Here is a 16,193-nt window from a genome sequence, read left to right as displayed (position 1 = left end):
GAACAGCCCGAGCTTGTCGAGCGGACTCGTGACGGTGCGCACCGTGCGGGTTGCAACCTTGGTGTAGAGGGCGGTGCTATTTAGCTTGGCGTGCCCGAGCAGGACCTGAATGATCCGGATGCATTGGTCTTGTTCCAGACGCACAGATTGAGCAGATCGCCGAATATTTGTTTGCCTGCCAATGTGGTCTCCGCAATATGACGCCAGTCCATGCATACGAAGGCGATCGCGCCCGGCTTGCACGAACCCGCAATCAGTGAGAACGACTGCTCCAGGAATTTTGCGAACTCGTCGTCAGACATTTCGCCGGATGCCATGGCAAATTCCCGGTGGTTCGTCTTGCCAAGACCACTGACGTGTCCGCCGATCGGAACATTGTAGGGTGGGTCGGTAAAACAGACGGACGCTTTCTCGCCCTGCATCAACGTCTCGAAATCCTCTGCCGAAAGCGCGTTGCCGCAAAGCAATCGATGATCGCCAAGGAGAAACATGTCGCCAGGCCGCGCTACAGCTGGTCCCGACGATTTCTCTGGAAGAGCGGGCTCGTCATCCACCTCATCGTCCCGATTGTCCGGCGAGAACTCGCCGATGATCACATCGACCTCAGGGATGTCGAAGCCAGTGAGCGCCACGTCGAAACCGAGGTCGACCAGCGCCTGCAGTTCAATGGCAAGGATCTGCTTGTCCCAACCGGCTTTCTCGGCGAGGCGGTTGTCGGCAACGATATAGGCGCGTTTTTCGGCAGCGCTGAGATGGGTGATGGAAAGGGTCGGCACCTCCTTCCATCCTATTAGACGAACTGCGGCAAGACGGCCATGACCCGCTAGGACGTTGTTTTTTTCATCGACCAGAACGGGGTTGGTGAAGCCGAATTTCTTGATGCTATTGGCTATCTGGTTGATCTGCTTTTTTGAGTGGGTCCTTGCGTTGTTGGCGTAGGAGATGAGTGCGTCGATCGAAACGGTGTTGATTTTGCTGGCCATGAGATCCTCTGAATGTCCATGCGCCTTGCAGCTGGCAACGCGCTTGTCCAAGAGAACTCGCAGGATCAGCGATTCGAAAAAACCACCGAAAACGGCTATACCCGAAATTCACAGGGTGGTGAATCAGTGAGGTTGGAGGTGGGATTCACAAATCACCGATTTTGTGCAAGTATGGGTCGGCAAAAAATTTGTCGGTGTCTTTGAGGCAGTTAGAAAATACGGCGGTTCTTTTTGTTCTGACCAATCGGAATTATCTTCCGGGCGGTTTCCACTGCTAGCACAGCAGGAAGCTCAAAGAGTTCATCGATCAAGCAAAGTCGGAAATCGAGCGCCCCAAGGGCAAAAGCGCATTGCCTAGATCGCGTTCTGGGTGAGGCGCGAAGCCAACGATCTGGCTTCATGCGGCGTCAGCCGGCTGAGTGCCAGACGTAGCGTTTCACAGAGCGCGTCCAGATTCGGATCGCCGCCTTCGGAGCCTGTGTGGCGGTGTGCTCGATGCTGGAAGAAAAGGCAGAGCCAAAGATCCAGCGCACTGCCTTCCCATTTGCCAGTCTTGCGGGCCTGCGCCGACATGGTGAGGGCAAGGTCGGCAAGGGGGTTCATTCCTCCGGTGACGGGCAAAGCGGCCCGACTGATCCCAGTCGAATGGCGTGGGCATCGCCGAGAAGTCGCCCTTCAGGGCCTGCCGTTCCCATTTGAGAAGCCTCTTCATTCGGCGGCCTCCGTCAGCACACTGAGCCGCGGCCGGACCAAGGAGACAAATCGATTTGCCCTGTCGCAGAGCCAGTCGAGTTGCTGTTCGTCGCCCGCAAATTCCGATCGTGACCTGAACAGTCCAAGCTCGGCATAAAATGGTGCGACGGATTTAAACCTGACAGTCAGGTCAAGCCCGCTTTCGGCACGCATGCCTGCAATGTCGCTGTTGAAGTCGTCAAAAAGGATTTGCCCGTCCTCATCGTTTGAACGTCAGGAACAGCCCGACCTCAGCCTTGATGCCGGTGGAGCGAAAGCCAGTTATCCACCCGAGCGGCTTGGGTAGCGGAATCCTGACCCAATTGTCGCCGCCGTGGCGCGCAGGCAACTGGTCGGCATGTTGAACACACGATTGACGCTACGCCGACTGCCGCGTTCCGGATCGACAACGCTTTCCATAGCTTCGTCGAGGAGGGGGTTGGCACCTTCTGGAGCCGCCAGTTGGAGTGGCATGCCACCGCCGTCGACGAAAACCCTCTGCTGGAGAACTTCGGTGCGTAGCGGCACGGAAGGCAGTACAACCAGGTTTCCGGAGGCCGCCTGCCAAAGCTGGATCTCAAGCAATGTCAGCTGCGCCAGGCCGGCGCCTTGCGAATTTAAATGCTCGGCAATCGCGTGCGTATCCGAGCGGATGCCATCTCCGGCGATAATGAGCTGAAAGTCACCGAGCTTCAGTGACCTCGTTACGGCATCGACGAAAGGGGCCTCTTCAAGCTCAGGCCACTTTGCCTTCGCCAGGTCGAAGATCGGATTTTGTTCTGCAACGGCCAACTTGCGTTTCAGGCCTCGCGGTCAGATCGCCAAAGCTCCAGCGGCGCAGTAGGGCGGCATATTCGACGATTTGTGCCAATACCTCGCGGCGTGCCTGCGGATTGCGCCAAAGCTTGCATTCAATAATGACCAGTCGGCCGGTCCTTGCCACGCCCAGAATATCCGCGAACACTGTCCCGGCTGCACGAGGAATGGCGAGTTCCCGGCACACTGGGACGACATCGCCCCCACCGCCATCAAGGCGATTGGCCACGATCAAGGCGGGATACCGAAACAGCAAGTCTTGCAGCCAATGCTCGTCATAAGCATGCTGCGACAGAGCATTCGACCCCGGCGTTTGGCCTGAGGCAAGCATTGCGTTTCACATTAGAGATCGGCGGGCCAATGGTTCGGTAACTGTCGAATTGAAGTCAGAAAATAATAAGGCACTCATTTCAAGATCTCCATCGAAACATGTCGTCATGAAGGTGGAAGTCATCATTGAAGCATTCCGAAATATCGTTTCGAAAAATCCCGATAAGTTCATAACAATTTGTAGATGGACCTGCGCTCGTTGTGTTGGAACAGTCAACTCGAATTGTCGGTGTCAATTTCTTCCGGCGAGCGAATTGGCTGTTAAGAGCTGTTTCGAAAGTCGCTCCGGCGAGTCATGTGGTAGTGGTTTCGAGAGCCGGAGCGCAGCGGACATTTGGGTCGGTTAGCACCGGAAGCGCAGAAAACGCCATCAGTTGGTCGTCGGAGCAGAATTTACAAACAGGCTCTTAGCCAAGCACACTGCGTCCAAGGAGCCGCGCGCCGAGCAATTGCCGCCGGAGACCTTTGCCGCGTTCAAGGCCGCCTTTGCCAAGGGCCGCTACTTCAACGAGCACATCCCAAATCACTTCCGCTACCGTCTGGTTGGACCCGCGGTCGACTGAGCAGCATCAGCGGACGATCTCTCTTTTGGCAGGGATGCGGCTCATTCGTCGCGGCCGTCCGGCCAGCTTTTGCGAGGGCAAGGTCGGACATCGGAACGAAAGGCGGATTCGCGAATTTCTACTGCTAGATAATCGGAATCGTCGCCCATGAGGCTCGCGACCCTCCACCTTGAAACTGCGACATACGGCGACGTATATCGCGCGGAAAGGCTCGCGCGGTTGAGGCAGCAAATGATCCGGCACATCAAGCGCACTGACGCCTCGGCTCAAAAAGTCGAGCAAGCGCTGGCTAGTTTGGCCGAAGCAAACGCACCCATGGACCGGCTCGCGCGGCATCAGTAGGGCCGTGCCTATGTGCGCTCACGCCCGACGACGTAAGGAAGGCCTTCGAGGCTGCTGCCGAGGAGGAGGGGTTCCTCCAACTCGGGCTCATTCGCGTGCGCGCTGTTGAAACACCGGATATGTCGCACACTTTCAATTCACAGGCTGCAGCGGTTGATGCTCGGGCTTCGCATGATGAACACCTGGCCGAGATCGCGCATATCGAAATCCTGTCCGCATATGGGGCAATGCTCGTAATGCTCCGCCGCAGGCTTGATCGGCTGATCGTGGTCCTTGCCTCGAAAATCCCGTGCCTTCGTTGCTGGTCCGGTACCTCATTCCGCTCCCGCAATGCCCTCGCGGCTCTATGAGGGCTGACCCGATCGTGCCCTTGGCCTTGATGAGCTCGCGGACCTGCTCGATTGTCACACCCATTCTCGCGAGCGAAATATTCCACGTCGTAATCGTTGTCGGCGGACACGCGATTGCGATCGCGCAAGTCTCGCTTGCTCTTGTCGTCGGCCATGTCGCTCTCCTGGTCAGATCAACCGCGACGTCGAGGTTCATCTTTGTTGGATGTCGGCGAGACGGCATTTACCTCAAGCGGTTCGATCACCAGGGACAGGCTAAGCCTCAGAACCTTTCTGCCACTCTCGTCCCTTATATCCATGATGAGTTGCTGCCCATCGGGACCTTTCAGTTCGTCTCTTGCCAGCTCAGTCAATCCTTCGACGGCTGCATTGCGCGCTGCCTCAATCCCCTCGCATTCCAGACCCGTGTTGTCTTCCACGAGATGCTGGTGATCGCCGCTATCAAAAAAATATCTTGGCATATCGGCTTCCGTCATCAGAATGCCACGTCACGGTCCTTCTGGTGCAGGTAAGTCGGATCGAATTCCCCTGCCTGAACCAAACCCGGCCAATCGAGAGCACGCAACTGTGTACCTGACGTGGCGATCAGCCTGTCACCTCGTAGCGCCTGAAGCGTGCGGTTCACGTGAACCGCGGACAAACCCACCGCATCACCAAGTGCTGCCTGGGTGATCGGTAAATCCGCGACGTGGTCCTCAATGCGTCCTGCAAACCGCAACCGCACAATGAGTTCGCATAACATGTGGGCCGTACGCGCGTAGGCGTCCCGTCTCCCGACGTTGGTGACCCATTCCCGGTAGATCGCAGCGTCGTGCGATTTTTCTAAGGGGACGGCCCGATAGCAGTTCGGGGTGACTATCGGGCCGCCGCGCCTAGCCAGCGGGGGGCGTGGGGGCCGTTTAGTTTCACCGGCTGGGGCGAATTATATGCCATTTCATGCATCATTGCTAATTTAGTAAAATGGTCATGGTCCATTCCCCTAGCCATCAAATCGGATGAGCCTAGACTCGAACCTGTGCGCAAACGAGTGAGTGCCGGACCCGGCCGGCTTGAGTTCATTCCTCCGATGATGCCTACCTTGCGGGACAGCGTTCTTTTCTGCAGACCACCCGCCAAATCGAGGAATGGCGGGTGGTCGCATATCAGCGCAGGAAGGGACTTTGCTGCGCAGATCTCAAGTTGGGCCCCTAGCTAATGATGCTTCCTATCGCCAGGAATGTGATCGATAGGGCGAACACCGGAGCGAGTAGCCAACGAGCTTGGTGGACACTATTCTCCATGTCTCTCCTCCTGTGAGCACATGGCGAGCAACCATCGGCCGGCAGTCGCGGTTCCCGGGCTGCACCCAGCCCTGTCCGTTGCGATAGCAAGGTCCGACTTAGCTCCCACCTTTCAGGGACCGAAGCCCAATCAAGGAACGTTTGAGGCCGTCCGAGGTTGTGGGGCTGGCGCGAAGACGATGCCGTTCAGCGCAACAGAACTCACGCAAAGCGAAGTCCTGCAATGTGTCTCTCTCAAAGGCTTTCCTCGGTTGGTCTGACCTTCCTATGCCCGCAGTGCAACTTCACCATCATCAAGAACGGCAGCTGGTTTCGGGGCGTTTCCCGTTACCGGTGCGAGGGATGCGGACGCGAGATCCGGATTACCTATCCCGACAAGATTCGATCTTCCATAAGCACGCACACTTGGCCACGCGCCCGCCGGGGGCTTTGGAATCACGTTCGGTTCGGGGCGCGTGAAAGGCTCCATTGCACCGGGAAGCCGGATCAGCTCGTCGCTCATCGGAATGTCTCACTCAGATTGCTTGAAAAATCCCACGGCCAGTCTTGACGAGCAAGGGAATGTTCCTTATTCGTTCTCATGGCGCACGATCCGATTGACGCGCTGGGCAAAGCGCTCCATAGCCGATCATCGTTTGCGCACCGGTTGCCTTAAGTACATCGGCGCCGCTGGTGCCGTACAAGGTGCTATCGCTGGTGTCGCCGGAAGAGGAACAGTCCCGGTCCCAGACCCAGTCTCGGTCCCGGTCGTGCCAGTCGTCGGGGGAGTGAGGTGGCCCGTGACGGTGTCGCCGCTATTTGCCTTTTGATAGAGCTGCATCTCGTCGATCTGCATCTGCATCGACGAAGGGTGGAGCTATCGAGAGTCGTATGCCATCCGGTCGCGTTCGAATTCGCGACCTGATTGCTCATGGTCACTTCCATCGGTTCATTCGGAATCGGCGCCTGCGCGCTGGTCAGTTGCCCGATCTGCGGCGAGCCGCCAGTGACGAACGAGCGAAGGGGTCGGAATTGTATTTGTATCCATGGCCATGGCGCGTGGCCTTCAATGGTGGCCATCCCGTCCCGAAATGGTCGAGGACGGGTTGACGGGCGAGGCTCTGCCTTATCGTGAGCCTCGCCGCCAGCGTTCAATGGCCAGTATTGCTGCGCTGCAGGAGAACTTCTTTGATGGCAAACGGGACGAAAGCGATCGAACGCAACGAAGAGACGGAGATCTTGGTTTGCCGACGCAGCGCCTCGAACCGTCTGCGGCTCCGGCATTGCATTCGCAAAATGGCTGGGCTGTTTCCAACTTCTTATCCAGGCCCTCGAGAACGAGCCGATCACCATCTACGGCTCCTAGTTGCTAACGATCGCGATCCATCAAAGAACGGCCGCTTTGGATCAGGCTGCGCCACAGCCAGCTCGCCGCGAAACGACCGAAACGGATCGCTGACTGGGCGCGACTGGCCAGCCGATTGGCTAACTCTGCTGTGTTTCGGCGTGGAATAGGGAGTCTGACTCAAATTCGATGATTTTGCATGACGGCGTGGTCCTGTTTTCTGTGGGGAATCAGCACCATGACGAACATTTTGCGTTTGTCGTCCCTGATCCCGGCCGGATCAATCTTCGAGAGTACCGCCGAGGGCGAGGACGTGATCGTGATTTGAGCGCGCGCTGGAGTCAAAGAGCGGGTTTGTCCGCTGTGCGGAAAGTCATCGAGCCGTGTCCATAGCCAATATGTCAGGACGGTTTCGGACCTGCCGTGGCAAGAAGATCGAGCTTCGACTGGTCGCAAGACGCTTCGTCTGTAGTCCACCGCTCTGCCGACGACGGATATTTGCCGAACGGTTTGATGACGGAGTTGTCGCGGAGAGATCCCGCCGGACCTCGTGTCTGGAATGTGTCGTTTCACCATTTGGGCTGGCGCTCGGCGGCAGGCCGGCCACGAGCATTGCCAAACGGCTGGTGGTGCCGGTCAACAATGATACCCTGTTGCGACCTGGATCGCGTGCGGCAACGCCTTCGCCGCCGCTTCGCCATAACCGCCGCCGCGGTCACGTGCGATTGTTCCGATCTCCTGATGATCAGTGAGCCATGGATGATTCCGGTGATCGGCGGCTTCACTACGTCTTGTGCGGTAGACCGGCGTCGCCTCACCGCCTATACGGCCTTCAGCCGCAGATCGCCAATATCGGTGTGCGACTTGAACCAGGCATATGTCAGCTCCAGGCCTGCACGAAGCGTATACTTTGGTCGCCATCCGGTTGCGAACAGCTTTCTGACGTCCATCAGCTTGCAAGGTGTCCCGTCTGGCTTTGCCGAGTACGTTTGGATCTCTCCCGTGAAGCCAATGACGTCGGCGATAAGCATTGCGAGGTCCAGGATGGAGATATCCTGGCATTGAGGTGGCCGTCGGCAGAGTAAGTCTTGAGCATGTGGACAATGGCGTCGGCGGCATCGTCCACGTGGAGGAATTCGCGTCTCGGTCTGCCGGACCCCCAGATCGTCAGGCTCGGTTCTCTCCCGATCTTCGCGTCGTGGGTCCTGCGCATGACTGCGGGGACAACGTGGCTATTCTCCGGGTCGAAGTTGTCGCCTGGACCGTATAGGTTACAGGGCATTGCCGAAACATAATCGGCACCGTACTGGCGGCGGTAGGCCTGACACAGCTTGAGACCGGCGAGCTTGGCGATAGCGTACCACTCGTTGGTGGGTTCCAAGGGGCCTCTGAGAAGCGCGTCTTCCGGTATCGGCTGTTGCGCCAGCTTCGGGTAGATGCAGGATGAGCCCAAGAACAACAGTCTGTCAACCTCACACCGGAACGCGGCGTGGATGACATTCGTTTCGATCAGCAAGTTGTCGAGCAGGAAATCGGCCGGATAGCGATCGTTGGCGAGAATCCCGCCGACCTTTGCGGCTGCAAGGACCACGGCGTCGGGCCTGGTTTCTCCAGCGATACACGGCGTCCTGATTTCGAAGGTCGAGAACGTCGCGCGGAGCCATTAGGACCTCGCAGTTTTCCTCCTCCAATCGCCGCGCCACAGCCGAGCCGACCATGCCGCGGTGGCCAGCCACGAATACGCGTTTTGCGTCGAGCCGATAAGTGTAGTCCATGACCGGTGGCCCACTCTAGACGCTACTGTCCATGTGCCAGGTCTCTCGCTCCAGACGTTTCAGATCGGCGGTCACCATTTCCGCCACGAGGTCGCTGAACGTCGTCTTAGGCGACCAGCCGAGCTTTGAGCGGGCTTTCGCCGGATTTCCCATCAGGAGATCGACGTCCGTCGGACGGAAATGGCGTGGGTCGACTCGGACGAGGATCTCTCCTGTCTTGCCATCCCGGCCGATCTCGTCCACCCCCTTACCTTCCCAGACGATGACACGGCCGATTGCCCGAAAGGCACGTTCCACGAACTCGCGCACCGAATGGATTTCGCCGGTGGCGAGGACGAAGTCGTCAGGCTCGGCGTGCAGAAGAATCCGCCACATGCCCTCCACATAGTCGCGAGCATGCCCCCAGTCGCGTTTCGCGTCCAGATTTCCAAGATAGAGGGTGGACTGAAAGCCTCGCTCGATACCTGCAACCGCACGTGTGATCTTGCGGGTCACAAACGTCTCGCCGCGCGTGGGGCCTTCATGATTAAACAGTATGCCATTGGAAGCGAACATTCCGTACGCTTCACGGTAATTGATCGTGATCCAATAGGCATAGAGTTTGGCCGCCGCATAGGGAGAGCGCGGGTAGAACGGCGTTTTCTCCGTCTGGGGCACCTCCTGGACTTTGCCGAACAGCTCGGAGGTTGACGCTTGATAAAAGCGCACCCGCTCTTCCATCTTCAGGATGCGTATGGCTTCAAGCAGCCTGAGTGTGCCAAGGGCATCGGCGTTGCCGGTATATTCCGGCGTCTCGAAGCTTACCTGGACATGGCTTTGGGCCGCAAGATTGTAGATTTCGGTAGGGCGCGTCTCCTGAATGATACGAATGAGATTGGTCGCATCGGTCAGGTCGGCGTAGTGGAGAAAGAAGCGTGCGTCCGGTTCGTGCGGATCGACGTAGATGTCGTCGATGCGTTCGGTATTGAAGGAGGAGGATCTGCGTTTCAGTCCGTGGACAGTATAGCCTTTCTCCAGCAGCAGTCTGGCAAGGTAGGCACCGTCCTGACCGGTCACACCAGTAATGAGCGCAATGCGATCTGTCATCGTGTCCCATCCAATCGTTGAGGGCTGTGGTGGCGCCGTCGACCTACGGTCCGCCCCCGCACTCCTCAAATGAAAGGCGAAAGCGCTTTGTTCGACCAGAGTGTCATTGTGGGAGGCACGCCACCAAACGGAGGTAATCCCACCGCTCAATGCCCGTCACAGCTACTTCCCGTGCGTCCCCTTCTGCTTGGCTAGCCTCGTCGGACGTAGCCGCCCGCCGCGAGCGCGGCGGCATGCTTCAGGTAATGGAAGTCGGATAGCGTTCGCGCCATCGGTTCGGCCATCTCGAACCTCCTCGGGCTCGGTCTGCGGAACATCCCGCTAACTAAGCGGTTGTAAGAACCTCGCGCTGCGGTGACGCGGCAGAGGTGCGGAAGAAGACAAGATCCTGCGCTCGGCGCAGCGCGTCGCACAGCCGCCCTATCGGAAGCTCGATGTCGTCATAGCCGAGCACCTCGTCGCGCTTGACGTCGCGCAGCAGTCGGCAGCCCTCGGCGAGCCCGATCGGCACCAGCCGCTCGGCGTGCACCGTCCGCGCGTTCTCGCAGAGGCCATAGGTCATGTAATGTCCGAGGCCATCGAGGATCTCTCCGGCACTAAGGTCCCGCTTGGCGGCGGCCACCACGTCAACGGTTGGTGCGCCCAGGGGCGCAATCGCAGCATCGCGGAAGATCGCGGCCCTCGCCACTGTGAAGGGCACCTCGAAATGACATAGATGATAAGGCCAATAGAAGCAGTAGAGCGGCCCGGGGCCCATCTTGTAGAGTGACAGATAGTGTTTCTCGACGGCATTCTCTGTGGTGCCAAGAACGAAGACGCCAGGGTTGGGCATGGCGCCGACACAATAATCAACTATCCCCGGCCCCTCGAGGAGCTGATTGAGCGGATACCAGCCGACCGCCTCCTGGATCGGGGTCCCGGGCTCGACCACAGGCCCGTACATGCCGCGCTTGGCAACCAGCATGCCTGTGGCGTTGGCGACGATGGCGTTCTCGAATGAGATCTTCGTGCCGTCCGCGAAGGAGGTGACCATCGGGGCCTTCATCCCCCACTTCTTGGCAAATCCCTCCTGGGTCGTCGGATTTCGGTAGGGATCGTGCAGGCCCTTGATGTTCCCGCAAAGCACGGGACGTATGCCCAGGCCCCTGACCCAACGGTAGAGGTTCATGATGACGCCCGGCTGATCCCCCTCCACATTGGTGAGGACCACGCCTGCCTGGTCGGCATACACTTTCAGGATTGGGCCGATCGTGCCGTCGAGTTCGGCATTCATCAGGGCGACATGCTTGCCGTGCCGGATCGCCTGCATTGTGACGTGGGCAGCGAACTCGACCGCGCCCGTCGCCTCGACGACGATGTCGATGCCTTCGGCGTCGCAAATGTGCATCGGGTCCGCCGTGATCGCGCGGCGGCCGCGGGCCACGAGATCCTCAAGCGCTTTGGTGCTGGTCGCCTCCGTCACATCGTCCGCGCCTGCAGCGGCATAGGCCTCTCGCGCCTTTTCCACGTGTCTGTTGGAAATGGCTACGAGTTCCATGCCCGGAACATATCGCAGCATCTGCATCGCGATGCCTCGGGCCATGAAACCGGCCCCCACCATACCCACGCGAATTGGACGCCCCTCAGCCTGGAGCAACTCCAACGCCCGGTCGACGATGAACATTTGCGTCTCCTCTGTAGCGCTCCCGCAAGTTCGTCGCCGAGAAAGGTCATTCGGCGTAGTCCGGCCAAGTTCGGTCCTTATCTGAGATCACCGCCGGCTCACCCACTGGCCACTTCACGGCGAAAGCAGAATCGTTCCAACGAACACCGCGTTCGGCTGCCGGTGCATAGAATTCGGAGACGAGATACGTGGCCTCGGTGTGGTCCTCAATGGTGAGAAAGGCGTTCGCGCAGCCCTTCGGTATCACCAGCATCCGTTGGTTCGCCGCGGAAAGTTCCACAGTGAGGTGCTGCTTATAGGTGGGCGACTCGGGCCGCAGGTCGATCAGCACGTCGTACAGACTGCCCCGGATGCAGCGAAGCATCTTGTCCTCGCCATGGGGAGCCAGCTGGTAATGGAAGCCGCGCAGTGTATGCTTGTGCCTGTTGTATGAAATATTCATCTGCACGACATGATCCGGAAGTCCCTGCTCGGCAAATTCCCGCGAACACCAGCCGCGAGCGAAAAAGCCCCGCTCGTCTTCGAATTTCTGCAGTTCCACCAGGGTGGCGCCGGGAATATCGGTCTTTGTGAAAACCATCGTAGATCCATTGATCAAATGAGTGTTACGTCGGGTCGCATCTCCGACGCTCTCCTGATGGTTGCTCGCGCCGGCGATCCGCTTGTGCGATCGCGGGACGGCATTAGACTTGCGCCGGATGCAAGAGCCGCGAGCCGTGGACTTCATAGCCGATAGGCACATAGGCTAGGTGTGAAAGTGCGCGTCTTACGCTTTCCCGGCGTTCCGGCTTGACCGCGAACATAAGGAACCCGCCGCCGCCGGCGCCGCACAGCTTGCCGCCTTCCGCACCTGCGTCCCTGGCGAGGTCGTAGTGGCCATTGATCGCCGCGTTACTCACGCGGGACGCCAAACTCCGCTTCATCTCCCACCCTGCGTGAAGGACGGCACCGAAGCGTTCTATGTCGATGACGGGCTCCGAAAAGATCTCCTGAAGCATGAAGGCATCGTCCCGCATCCGCCTGAGCGTATCGAGATTGCTTGACGTGTTCGCCTTCTGCTCTGCCAGCACGGAACTGGCCGGTCGCTGATGCGATGTCCAGAACATCATCAGGTTGCTGAAGAGATGTTCGACGGCGCCATTGCGCACCCGCTGCGGCTCGACCGTTACCGCGCCGCCAGGCTGGAAGCGGAACAGGTTCATGCCCCCGAACGCGGCGGCATACTGGTCCTGCTTGCCAATCGGCTCCTTGAGGATGTGCATCTCGATGTGACATGCCTCTTCGGCGAGTTGGCCAGGGGTGACACGTTCTCCCCGGAATGCATGCAGGGCGTTGAGCAGTCCCACCGTGAACGAGCTCGACCCCCCCATGCCCGTCGAGGCCGGCATGTCTCCGACCGTCGAGATGTAAATCGGCGGTTCGATCTCCAGGAAACGCAGGCATTCGCGAGCGATGTTGTTCTTGATCTCCCCAATGGTGTTTACCTGCTCTGTCTGTGAATAGTTCAAGCGGATGGGTTCATTAAAGATCTCGCTGTGACGCTTGACGGTGACATAGATGTACTTGTCCACTGCCGCGCTGAAGACCGCGCCGCAATCGAGATTGTAGAAATCGGGCAGGTCGGTACCGCCGCCAGCAAAACTGACGCGCAAAGGAGTGCGCGTCAGGACGAGAGACGGTAGACGCTGTGCAGCGCGGTCGATGATGGTCGGAAGGTCCAGTCCTGAGCGGCGCTCCACGGTTTTGGTATCGTCTAGCTGTTCCATATTTTGCCCTCACGAAAATCAACGGAATGAAAATTAGGCAACACGCGGCTGTGCGGTTCGCCAGCGCAGCTGATCATCGAGCATCCCCGCCTTGAGCAAATGGTCGAGCCAGCGCAGCCGCGTGAAGCGCTTGTCGGTAAAGTCTTCAAATCTAAGTGCGATCGAGCGGAACGCCTCGTAAAGCTCCTGCGCTCCCTTTCGCGCCGTCGACTGAAACTCGAAATCCGGGAAGGTCCGTGAGAACTTGCTGAAGTCCGCCTTGTAGGTCCTTTGGTCCGCGCCCGGCTTCGGTGTCATTGTGAGCTGCGCGCCGGGGACGGCCTCAACGGCGATCTCTGCTATCTCGCGCACCTGAAGATTGAGGCTTTCAACACCCATGTTGAACGCCTCATTGTGGATGTCCTGTAGCGGCGCCTCCAGCATCAATTTGAAATAGCGCGCGACATCCTGGACATGAACCACGGGCCGCCATGGCGTGCCATCGCTATGGACTTCGACACGTCCAGTTGTGAAGGCGCTGCCCATGAAATTGTTCAGCACGGTGTCGAAGCGCATTCGCGGCGAGAGACCATAGACGGTGCCGTTGCGGCAATAGACGGGCGAGAACCGGTCGTCCGCCAGCGCGCGCAGCGCTTCTTCGGCAACAGCCTTCGATCTTGCGTACTCTGTTTGCGGCGCCAGCGGGGCGGTTTCGTCGACGACGGCGGCTTTCGACATGCCATACATGATGCAGGAGGAGGAAAATAGGAACCGCCGGATGCCCGCCGCCTTGGCCATCGTGGCCAGACGAACTGTCCCTTGCGCATTGATCTGCCTCGTCCAATCCGCGTTCAGATTTCCGATCGGGTCGTTCGAGAGTGCCGCCAGATGGATCACCGCGTCAAAGCCCTGGAGATCCGGGGGTTCGATGGCGCGCAGATCCTTTGTGATCTCGGGCACACTGGTATTGTCGGCTCCCAGGGTGCACGCATGAAAATATCCCATGTCCAGCCCGACCACCTCATAGCCCGCCCTCTGCAACACGGGCACCATGACAGAACCGAGATATCCATTGTGTCCGGTGACGAGAACGCGTGTTGGTTCATTCATGTCTGCCCTGCTCCGCTTTCGAAAGGAGTTGACGGGTGAGGTCCAGAAGCGAGCATTGCTCGCTTACTTGCGCATATAGGCAGTCCGCGGCTTCGGCCGCTTGACGGTCACGATCGTCATCGCCGACAAAGAGTGTGCGTGTGAGGTCGAGATCAAAGTCGCGCTGTGCCTGATACAGCATGCCGGGTTTGGGCTTGCGGCAGTCGCAGCCGTCGTCCCAGCCGTGTGGGCAGTGGTAGATCTCCGCGATCTTGCCGCCGACGGCTTCGGACTCGGCGCACATGCGCTGGTGAAGCGCCTCGAGATCAGCGGCGGTCATCGCTCCGCGCGCTATCCCTGCCTGGTTCGAGATGACGACTATGCGGTAGCCGGCCTCGTTCAGAAGGGCCAACGCCTGCTTTGCACCCGGAACCCACTCCCACTGGTCCCATGAACACACATATTGAGCCCGTGGCGGTCTGCAGTTGAGTACGCCGTCCCTATCTACGAGCATGGTTTTTTCGCGCCTCATAAAGCGCTCCGTCGCGGGTAGACGCTCGATCGAGCCCACGCTGTAATAGCGGTGCTCGCTCACGAAGGCGGCGAGGCGATGCTGCGTCGCGAGCGGGGTGTAGATGGCCTCCTCGAAGAGGGTGTCCTCGTCGGGCAGGAGTTCGAGGGCGAGATCGGTCAGTATGGCATAGCTGATCTCGACTCCCTGCAGCCCGGGCGTGGTGCGGAGCCGGTCGAAGACGGTCACATTGTCGTCCGCATCAAGGATCACGCTGCCGCGTGAATAGCCGTCCTTGTTGCTGTAGACGGTGATCATTCCAGGCTTGCCGGCCGCACAGAAGCGTTGCCACAGCCGCTCCATGCGCATCGGCCAGTAATTGTCACAATACAGCAGCAGGAAGCAGGGATCTATGAGGTGACGGGCATTTGATACCCGGCTGCTGGTGAGGTCGTCGGGACGGGTGACGGCATATTCGATACTGAGGCCCAACCTGCTGCCGTCGCCGAAGTGGTCCATCACCACATGGGGCAAATACCCGAGTAGAAGAAGAACCCTTTCGAACCCCTCCTGCCGCAGCTGTTCGATCTGGTATTCCAAAAAAGGGCGGCCGAGCACCGGCACCATTGGTTTCGGGCGGTCGAGTGTGATCGGCCGCATGCGCGTGCCACGCCCGCCGGCCAGGATGACCGCTTGGCGCGGCCGGCTGTAGGTGCGGCCCTCGACATCTGCGTTTTGCAGGCAGGGAGAGCTCGGCAGGACAATATTCATTGACCGCGCTCCGGTCGGTCGGCGACGAGGTATCGCGTGATGGCATGACAGATCGCGGCGTGGGCGTCCTCGACGAGTTCGTAGGTGCCTTTTTCAGACCGCACCCATACTGGCTGATCGACGAGCTCTTTAAGCGTGCCGCCGTCAAAACCGACAATGCCGATCGTGGCTACCTTCCTTTCGCGAGCGAGTTCGACTGCCCGCACGAGATTAAGCGAGTTCCCGCTGGCTGAAATCACTATGAGCACGTCACCCGGCTTGGCGAAGTTCTCCATCTGGCCGGCAAAGATACGCTCGTAGCCTTCGTCATTGCCGAGCGCCGTCATCCAGGAGACGTTGTCTGTCAGGCCCATGACCCGGATTGGCTGCCTTCCCGAGCGCTTCGTGGCCTTACCGAGGTCATTGACCCAGTGGGAGGCGGTCGCTGCGCTGCCGCCGTTGCCGGCGACGAAGACTGTGCCGCCCGCATCGCGTACGGCGCGCAGCATCTGTATCGCCTCCTGCACGGCATCCGTATCGATCTGCGCCAATGCGATGCACAGCGATGCCAGATAATCCTGCGTGAAATCCTTAGGCTGCAACCAGAGGGCATCATCCGCGAACATTTGCAACATCCCACCACTCCCTGATCGATCGCGAGCTCTGTCACCTCGATTGCTGCAATAGGTGAGCCATCATCACAGCGTGCGAGCACTTCGAGTTCAATTGCTATTCCGAACGGGAAGCTGGCGGGCGGCGCGCTCACCGGAGGTAGCCAAAAGGAATATCCTTTGTTCTCTCCGTGGTGCCGAAAGAGCGCATGAAATGCGCAGCCCGTCGCGCCGTCGAGCAGG

At 59.0% G+C, this 16,193-nt stretch carries 15 protein-coding genes and 2 pseudogenes; 3 read left to right on the top strand and 14 right to left on the bottom strand.

Annotated elements, in window-relative coordinates:
- Window positions 1–80: 80 nt before the first annotated feature.
- The 4 genes from AC0L15_RS21785 to AC0L15_RS21770 all read right to left on the bottom strand — a co-directional run bounded on the left by AC0L15_RS21785 (window position 81) and on the right by AC0L15_RS21770 (window position 2,862).
- Window positions 81–983 (bottom strand): site-specific DNA-methyltransferase, encoded by a 903-nt coding sequence (locus AC0L15_RS21785; RefSeq protein ID WP_287246580.1) that lies wholly within the window; start codon window positions 981–983, stop codon window positions 81–83.
- A gap of 354 nt (window positions 984–1,337) precedes the next feature.
- Window positions 1,338–1,586, bottom strand: coding sequence for a hypothetical protein (locus tag AC0L15_RS21780; RefSeq protein ID WP_287246581.1), 249 nt, complete (start codon window positions 1,584–1,586; stop codon window positions 1,338–1,340).
- A gap of 411 nt (window positions 1,587–1,997) precedes the next feature.
- Window positions 1,998–2,507, bottom strand: a complete 510-nt coding sequence (locus AC0L15_RS21775; RefSeq protein ID WP_287246582.1) for a hypothetical protein — start codon at window positions 2,505–2,507, stop codon at window positions 1,998–2,000.
- Window positions 2,452–2,862: a PDDEXK family nuclease gene (locus tag AC0L15_RS21770; protein WP_287246583.1), complete on the bottom strand. Its 411-nt coding sequence runs from the start codon at window positions 2,860–2,862 to the stop codon at window positions 2,452–2,454. Before AC0L15_RS21770 ends, AC0L15_RS21775 begins: the two co-directional genes overlap by 56 nt.
- Before the next feature lie 373 nt (window positions 2,863–3,235).
- Between AC0L15_RS21770 and AC0L15_RS21765 the strand changes: the two genes are divergently transcribed.
- Complete coding sequence (locus AC0L15_RS21765) at window positions 3,236–3,424, top strand: KTSC domain-containing protein (RefSeq protein ID WP_287246584.1); 189 nt, start codon at window positions 3,236–3,238, stop codon at window positions 3,422–3,424.
- 865 nt (window positions 3,425–4,289) lie between these two features.
- Here the strand turns inward: AC0L15_RS21765 and AC0L15_RS21760 are convergent.
- Together AC0L15_RS21760 and AC0L15_RS21755 are read right to left on the bottom strand one after the other, a co-directional pair.
- Window positions 4,290–4,592, bottom strand: a complete 303-nt coding sequence (locus AC0L15_RS21760; RefSeq protein ID WP_174654362.1) for a DUF6894 family protein — start codon at window positions 4,590–4,592, stop codon at window positions 4,290–4,292.
- A complete protein-coding gene (locus AC0L15_RS21755; protein ID WP_287250463.1) occupies window positions 4,592–4,858 on the bottom strand; it encodes a helix-turn-helix domain-containing protein in 267 nt (88 codons plus the stop codon). The genes AC0L15_RS21760 and AC0L15_RS21755 overlap by 1 nt, the downstream gene beginning before the upstream one ends.
- Window positions 4,859–5,619: 761 nt before the next feature.
- On the opposite strand from AC0L15_RS21755, the gene AC0L15_RS21750 reads away from it, so the two are divergent.
- A complete protein-coding gene (locus tag AC0L15_RS21750; protein ID WP_473497044.1) occupies window positions 5,620–5,946 on the top strand; it encodes a transposase-like zinc-binding domain-containing protein in 327 nt (108 codons plus the stop codon).
- Window positions 5,947–7,078: 1,132 nt separating this feature from the next.
- Window positions 7,079–7,192, top strand: a pseudogene (locus AC0L15_RS21745) (hypothetical protein); the annotation flags it as partial.
- A gap of 349 nt (window positions 7,193–7,541) precedes the next feature.
- Here AC0L15_RS21745 and AC0L15_RS21740 read toward each other — a convergent pair.
- From AC0L15_RS21740 to AC0L15_RS21705, 8 genes and pseudogenes are all read right to left on the bottom strand, one after another.
- Window positions 7,542–8,495: pseudogene (locus AC0L15_RS21740) on the bottom strand (GDP-L-fucose synthase family protein).
- Between the two features lie 15 nt (window positions 8,496–8,510).
- Window positions 8,511–9,581: a GDP-mannose 4,6-dehydratase gene (gene gmd / locus AC0L15_RS21735; RefSeq protein WP_287250464.1), complete on the bottom strand. Its 1,071-nt coding sequence runs from the start codon at window positions 9,579–9,581 to the stop codon at window positions 8,511–8,513.
- A gap of 325 nt (window positions 9,582–9,906) precedes the next feature.
- Window positions 9,907–11,244, bottom strand: coding sequence for an NAD(P)H-dependent oxidoreductase (locus AC0L15_RS21730; protein WP_287250466.1), 1,338 nt, complete (start codon window positions 11,242–11,244; stop codon window positions 9,907–9,909).
- Window positions 11,245–11,290: 46 nt separating this feature from the next.
- Window positions 11,291–11,824: a dTDP-4-dehydrorhamnose 3,5-epimerase gene (gene rfbC / locus AC0L15_RS21725; protein ID WP_128246355.1), complete on the bottom strand. Its 534-nt coding sequence runs from the start codon at window positions 11,822–11,824 to the stop codon at window positions 11,291–11,293.
- A gap of 103 nt (window positions 11,825–11,927) precedes the next feature.
- The gene (locus AC0L15_RS21720; RefSeq protein ID WP_287062403.1) at window positions 11,928–13,010 is read right to left on the bottom strand and encodes a GHMP family kinase ATP-binding protein; all 1,083 of its coding nucleotides are present in this window, start codon (window positions 13,008–13,010) and stop codon (window positions 11,928–11,930) included.
- 33 nt (window positions 13,011–13,043) lie between these two features.
- On the bottom strand, window positions 13,044–14,099 hold the full coding sequence (locus tag AC0L15_RS21715) for an NAD-dependent epimerase/dehydratase family protein (protein ID WP_287062402.1): 1,056 nt from the start codon (window positions 14,097–14,099) through the stop codon (window positions 13,044–13,046).
- Window positions 14,092–15,360 carry an HAD-IIIA family hydrolase gene (locus AC0L15_RS21710; protein WP_473496986.1) on the bottom strand — a complete coding sequence of 423 codons (1,269 nt, stop codon included), beginning with the start codon at window positions 15,358–15,360 and terminating at the stop codon, window positions 14,092–14,094. Before AC0L15_RS21710 ends, AC0L15_RS21715 begins: the two co-directional genes overlap by 8 nt.
- A complete protein-coding gene (locus AC0L15_RS21705; RefSeq protein ID WP_287062397.1) occupies window positions 15,357–15,965 on the bottom strand; it encodes an SIS domain-containing protein in 609 nt (202 codons plus the stop codon). The genes AC0L15_RS21710 and AC0L15_RS21705 overlap by 4 nt, the downstream gene beginning before the upstream one ends.
- Window positions 15,966–16,193 lie beyond the last annotated feature (228 nt).

This window comes from Mesorhizobium sp. WSM4846, assembly GCF_055811415.1.
The sequence above is the reverse complement of the archived record's forward strand: the minus strand, read 5'-3'. Positions and strand labels throughout refer to the sequence as shown.